Source organism: Terriglobus sp. YAF25, from assembly GCF_052113305.1.
In the GTDB taxonomy this organism is placed as follows: Bacteria; Acidobacteriota; Terriglobia; order Terriglobales; family Acidobacteriaceae; genus Terriglobus.
Genome location: NZ_JBFRCY010000256.1, coordinates 1 through 5614 on the forward strand (window position 1 = coordinate 1; position 5614 = coordinate 5614).

Sequence of the window (5614 nt, forward strand, 5' to 3'; positions counted from 1 at the left end):
ACAATCGCCTCCAGATGATCTTTCTTCTGATAGTTCTTACGCAGCCGCGTGAACGCGTTCGAGATCGTGTCACGGTTGACCTTGGTCTTTTCCTTCAACTTGCCGCGTTTCCGGAAATCCTCAAGCGTCATTCCCGGATCGCCTGAAAGCGCCACCTGCCCGACACGCGCCTGCGGTCCGATCTGTACCGTATAGGAGACGTCTACCTGCTTACCCTCTTCATCCACCTTGGTCGCGGGTGTAACCGTAGGCTGGTAGTAACCGTTCTGCTGCAGCGACTGTTTGATGCCATCCACGCCTGCGACGACCTTTTCCTCTTGAAAGGGCGTGCCCGGCTGTAACTGCGACGCATACTCCAGAATGCTGGTCAGGCGTTCATTGTTGACTCCCAGAATGTCGATCCGGCCCACAAAGTAGCGCGACGTCCCATAGAAGATCAACGTCACTGAATCGCCATGCCGCACGCCCCTCAGTTCAATATCCCGATAGAGGCCCGAGCTATACAGGCGTCGCGTCATCTCCTGGAGACTTGCCGGATCAAGCACCTGGTTTTCATGGACGGGAAGCTCCGATACCAACCCTTGCTGCTGTTCCAGGGTCACGCCTTCGAATTCGATCTTGTCGACCTTCAGTCCGCGCAGATTCCAGATACCGCTTGTGGGCGTGGGCGCGGTGGTCGTTTGCTGATCGGATCCTCCGGCAGAGACAAACGCCTGGTCTATCGCCTGGGAATGGGCCAGGTTCACCGCGCACCCCAGCAATAGGCACGCGATTACGCTCCGCTTCGATGACCGTCTGCTCCTCATCCCAAACACGTCGGCCCTGCGCCCCTTCCCTGCTTTCCTGCGACACGGCGACACGGGCTTTTCAGCCCCACACAGAACACTGTCTACCGCTCCACTCACAGTTCTCAGTTGGATGCAACGACGACTCTGGATGTCAACCAACAGAGACTACGAACTTTCCCTATACTAAGGGTTGTCGTGCCTGTCCTTTCAGCCACTTCCGAGACGATTGCCGAACGCTACTCCCGGCAGGTCCTGTTTGCGCCCATTGGCGCGGCAGGACAGGAGAAGATTGCCGCGGCACATGTAGCCATCGTGGGCTGCGGCGCGACCGGCGCGGCGGCCGCTGCCCTGCTGGCGCGCGCCGGAGTGGGTACRCTAACCCTCATCGACCGCGACTTTGTTGAAGAGTCCAACCTGCAGCGCCAGGTCCTCTTTGAAGAAGAGGATGCGCGCAACGCTACCCCCAAAGCCGAGGCCGCCCGTCGGCGCATTGCGGCCTTCAATTCCCAGATTGCCATCCACGCACACATTGCGGACCTGGTCCCCGGCAATATTCATGAACTTCTCAACGGCGCGCAGATTGTTCTGGATGCCACCGACAACTTCGAGACGCGCTATCTGATCAACGACTATTCCATCGAGCAGGCTGTTCCCTGGATCTATGCGGCCGCCATCGGCTCCTATGCCGCCAGCATGAACATCCTTCCCGGACAGACAGCTTGCCTCGCCTGCCTCTTCCCCAAGCCGCCTTCAGGTACGGTCGAGACCTGCGATACCGCCGGCATTCTTAATACCGCCGTGAACTTCGCCGCGTCGCTGCAGGTGACGGAGACACTGAAATATCTCATCGGCGATCTCAATGCCATGCGCCGTACCCTGCTCTCTTACGATCTGTGGACCAATGAGCGCAGCGAGATCTCTTCGGCCAGGCCAGATTCCGAGTGTGAGGTCTGCGGTAAACGGCAGTTTGTTCACCTGGCCGGTGAGGCTCGCCCTCACATCACCCTCTGTGGCCGAAACTCCGTCCAGATCCACGAGCACAACCGGCCCGTCGATTTCGCCGAGCTGGCGGCCCGCCTGGCGCCCCACGGCACGATCCGTTCCAACGAGTTGCTGCTGCGATTTGAGCGCCCGCCGTTTACGATCACGGTCTTTCCCGATGGACGCGCGCTGATTCAGGGCACGACCGATCCAGTGCAGGCCCGTACTCTCTATGCCCGTTATATCGGCTCGTAGAGCCTGAGAGCATCTACGGGGAAAGCTTTATCTCTCAATGCTTTGCAATGGTTCGCCGAAGGCCGGAGGTCTTCGTCAGGCAACTCACACTTCTATCGTCGCCTCTAACGGAGTAAGCCTCCGAAGGCGCCAGTTTGTTTTCAGCCAATCGTACCGACATGCTGTACTATTGGTTTCCTGGCGTATGACTTTTACGTACCTAACCCGGTTCCAAGAAGCCATAACCCATGCAACTTCAAGGCAGGACGATGACCCAGACGAACGCAACGCCAGGCATGTTTAAGCGTAATCCGCCCATCGCTGGCGAGGCAGATGCCCTGGAGCGGGCCAAAAACGGTGACCCCGACGCATTTGCCAAACTCTATGCGCTACACAAGCGGCGCGTGTACACACTGTGCCTTCGTATGCTCGGCAATGTTTCTGAAGCCGAAGACATGACCCAGGAAGCGTTTCTGCATCTCTTTCGCAAGCTCGGCAGCTTCCGCGGGGAGAGCGCGTTTTCGACCTGGCTGCACCGTCTGACCGTCAATCTGGTGCTGATGCATCTACGCAAGAAGGGGCTACAGCTCGTCTCTCTTGAAGAGACCATCAATCCCAGCGAGGAAGATGCACCGAAGCGTGACTTCGGCACCGCTGATCCCCAGCTCTCAGGCTCCGTCGATCGTGTCGCGCTTGAACGCGCTATTGCTACCCTTCCCCCGGGATACCGTCTGGTCYTCGTGTTGCATGACATTGAAGGCTATGAGCACAATGAGATTGCCGCCATGCTTGAGTGTTCTACCGGCAATTCCAAATCCCAGTTGCATAAGGCCCGCCTCAAGCTCCGCGAATTACTTAAGCAGAGTGAGATGGCTACCCGGCAGGAGGTCGCTTAAGTGTCCGATTCCACTCCAATCCGCACGATCGATTGCGCGGAGTTCCAGGAACAGCTCCCTGAGCTCTTTGCTAATTCCAAGGGAGGCAGACTCTCGGACGATCCCGTCTACGCGCAGCACCTGAGCACGTGCCCGACCTGCTCCGCGCTAGTCCGCGACCTGGAATACATCGCAGAGCAGGCCCGCATGCTGCTTGATCCTGGTAGCGACATCGATCCTTCCGAAGATGTCTGGAATAACATCCAGACGGCGCTGGCCGGCACGAACGGGGATGAAGGCGGCGGCAAACCGAACGGTCATTCACCGCGCTGATCGCGTTTCAGCGGATAACAAAGGGCGCAGCGAATGCTGCGCCCTTTTCTGTTTTGAAAACCCAATCCCGAGATGTCCTGCCGCTTACACCTGCGTCCGAGCCCTCTCAATGGCCCGCACCACTGCACGCGCCTTGTTTACGCTCTCCTGGAACTCCTTCTCCGGCACGGAATCGGCCACAATGCCGGCGCCGGCCTGGATATGGCCCTCTTTGCCATGCATGAACAATGTACGGATCGCGATGCAGGAGTCGAGATTTCCGGAGAAATCCGCATACAGCACACTGCCGCCGTATACGCCGCGGCGTGACGGCTCCAGCTCCTCAATCACCTCCATGGCGCGGATCTTCGGCGCACCCGACAGAGTGCCCGCGGGGAAACACGCACGGAAGGCGTCCATCGGGTTGAGACCGTCGCGGAGGGTACCTTCGATCGAGCTGACCATGTGCATGACGTGCGAATAACGCTCGACGAACATCAGATCCGTCACCTTGACCGACCCGAACTCGGAGACGCGGCCCACGTCGTTACGGCCCAGGTCGACCAGCATCACATGCTCAGCGACCTCCTTCGGGTCCTGGCGCATATGCAGCTCCAGCGCGAGATCCTCCGCCGGGTCTTCCGCCCGTGGCTGCGTGCCTGCGATCGGACGGTACTCCACCTTCGATCCGTGAACGCGCACCAGTAGTTCCGGCGATGAGCCGACGATATGCGCCGGGACACCGTCCATCGGGAAACGGAGAAAGTACATGTACGGGCTGGGATTGACGATACGCAGCGAACGATAGACCTCAAAGGCATCCACACCTGGGGTGACGTCGAAGCGTTGCGACAGAACGCACTGGAAGATGTCGCCGGCCGCGATATATTCCTTGGTCTTTTCCACAGCCTTAAGGAACTGAGCCTTCCGGGTCCTTGGCTTGATCTCGAGCTTCGCCTCGTTCTTCCGCTTCCGCGTCCGCTTCAGTGACGTATGCAGGCGTTTTTCCAGCGCGTTCAGCCGGCTCTCCGAGCGTTTGTATGCTGCCGCCGGAGAGGTTTTGGTCACGTCCGCAGTCACAATCAGATGGATCGCCTTCTTTACATGGTCGAAGGCCAGCACCTGATCGAAGAACATCAGGCAGGCATCCGGCACATGCAGTTCGTCGTCGGCGAGCTCCGGCAGGCGCTCGATCTGGCGAACGACGTCGTAGCTGAAGAAGCCTACGGCCCCTGCAGTAAACGGAGGCAGAGCGGGCAGCTTGGCCGGTTTGTGGGCCGTCAGCGCTGCTTTCAGCTCTGTGAAGATATCGCCGGTGAAGTTCCGCGTCCGTTTCCCTTCCGTGACGGTAATCGACGTTCCGCGAGAGGTCATGCGGCGATAGGGCTGAATCCCGATGAAGGTGTAGCGGCCAATGCGCTCGCCGCCTTCAACGGACTCCAGTAGAAATGCCTCCGGCTCCTCGGCGGCGATGCGCAGGAAGGCGGAGACAGGAGTCTCAAGATCGGCGGTCACCGTGCGGTAGACCGGAACCAGGGTGTGCGATTTCGCCAGACGGACGAAATCCTTCTGCGATGGAAAAGTTGTAGCGTCGGACGGCATCAAGGCTTATGGTAAATCTGCTCTGCCGGAAGGGCTTGGTAAATTCCCAAAATCCACAAAGGATGAACGCTAGAGCATTTCTCCTGTTGCTGGGTCGCCCGGAAGGGGAGTGCAGGGGCGTTTTCATTGCGGAAAACGCCCATAGATAACGAATCCCTAACCTACACCTACAGGAGAAATACTCCGTGGCAACGACTGCTGTGGCTGTAAAACGGCCGGTACATCCCGACCGTGTCTTCTTTCCCTTGCTGTGCGGTTTGATGCTTCTGCTGGTTTGGCTCGGATTCTCAAAAACCTATTACGCGGCCGGCATGGTCCACGCCAAACTTCCCAGCCCAACAATTCACGTCCACGCCATCGCGGCGACGCTGTGGCTGATCACCCTGATCGTCCAGATTGGCCTGATCAGCGCCCGCAAGGTAAAACTGCACATGACCGTAGGCGTGTGGGGCTTCGGCCTGGCAGCGGCCTGGGTCGTCATTGCCGTGGCCGCTGCTCTTGACGCATTGCGGCGGAACATGTCTCCTCCCGGCTCAGGTCTCGATCCGCTGACCTTCTTCATCGTTCCGGTCACAGGCGCGGGGCTTTTCGCGTGGTTTGCCGGATGGAGCTACCTGGCCCGCCGCACGCCCCAGGCTCACAAGCGCCTGATCATGATCGCAACGATCGCTATTCTGGATGCCGCCGTCGGGCGCTTTCCGTACACGGTATGGCCCAGCCTGACCGGCCTGAAGCAGTCGCTTGTTCTTTTCGGACTGCTGGCAGCCATCATGGTCTATGACCTCATCACGCTGAAAAGAATCCACCGCGCTACCTGGATTC

At 58.9% G+C, this 5614-nt stretch carries 6 protein-coding genes; 4 read left to right on the top strand and 2 right to left on the bottom strand.

Features of this window, described 5'->3' with window-relative positions; all coding sequences use genetic code 11:
* Window positions 1–746: POTRA domain-containing protein (locus AB4043_RS12365; RefSeq protein ID WP_442307168.1), on the bottom strand; the 746-nt coding region annotated here is incomplete at its 3' end.
* A gap of 237 nt (window positions 747–983) precedes the next feature.
* On the opposite strand from AB4043_RS12365, the gene AB4043_RS12370 reads away from it, so the two are divergent.
* The 3 genes from AB4043_RS12370 to AB4043_RS12380 all read left to right on the top strand — a co-directional run bounded on the left by AB4043_RS12370 (window position 984) and on the right by AB4043_RS12380 (window position 3211).
* Entirely contained in the window at window positions 984–2024 is a 1041-nt protein-coding gene (locus AB4043_RS12370) for a ThiF family adenylyltransferase (protein ID WP_442300188.1), read from the top strand.
* A 227-nt stretch (window positions 2025–2251) separates the two neighbouring features.
* Window positions 2252–2899, top strand: coding sequence for an RNA polymerase sigma factor (locus tag AB4043_RS12375; protein WP_442307169.1), 648 nt, complete (start codon window positions 2252–2254; stop codon window positions 2897–2899).
* Entirely contained in the window at window positions 2900–3211 is a 312-nt protein-coding gene (locus tag AB4043_RS12380; protein ID WP_442300190.1) for a hypothetical protein, read from the top strand.
* Window positions 3212–3295: 84 nt separating this feature from the next.
* On the opposite strand, the gene trpE is transcribed toward AB4043_RS12380, so the two are convergent.
* On the bottom strand, window positions 3296–4792 hold the full coding sequence (trpE, locus tag AB4043_RS12385; RefSeq protein ID WP_442300191.1) for an anthranilate synthase component I: 1497 nt from the start codon (window positions 4790–4792) through the stop codon (window positions 3296–3298).
* 185 nt (window positions 4793–4977) lie between these two features.
* Between trpE and AB4043_RS12390 the strand changes: the two genes are divergently transcribed.
* A partial coding sequence (locus AB4043_RS12390) for a hypothetical protein (protein WP_442307170.1) occupies window positions 4978–5614 on the top strand: 637 nt, incomplete at its 3' end.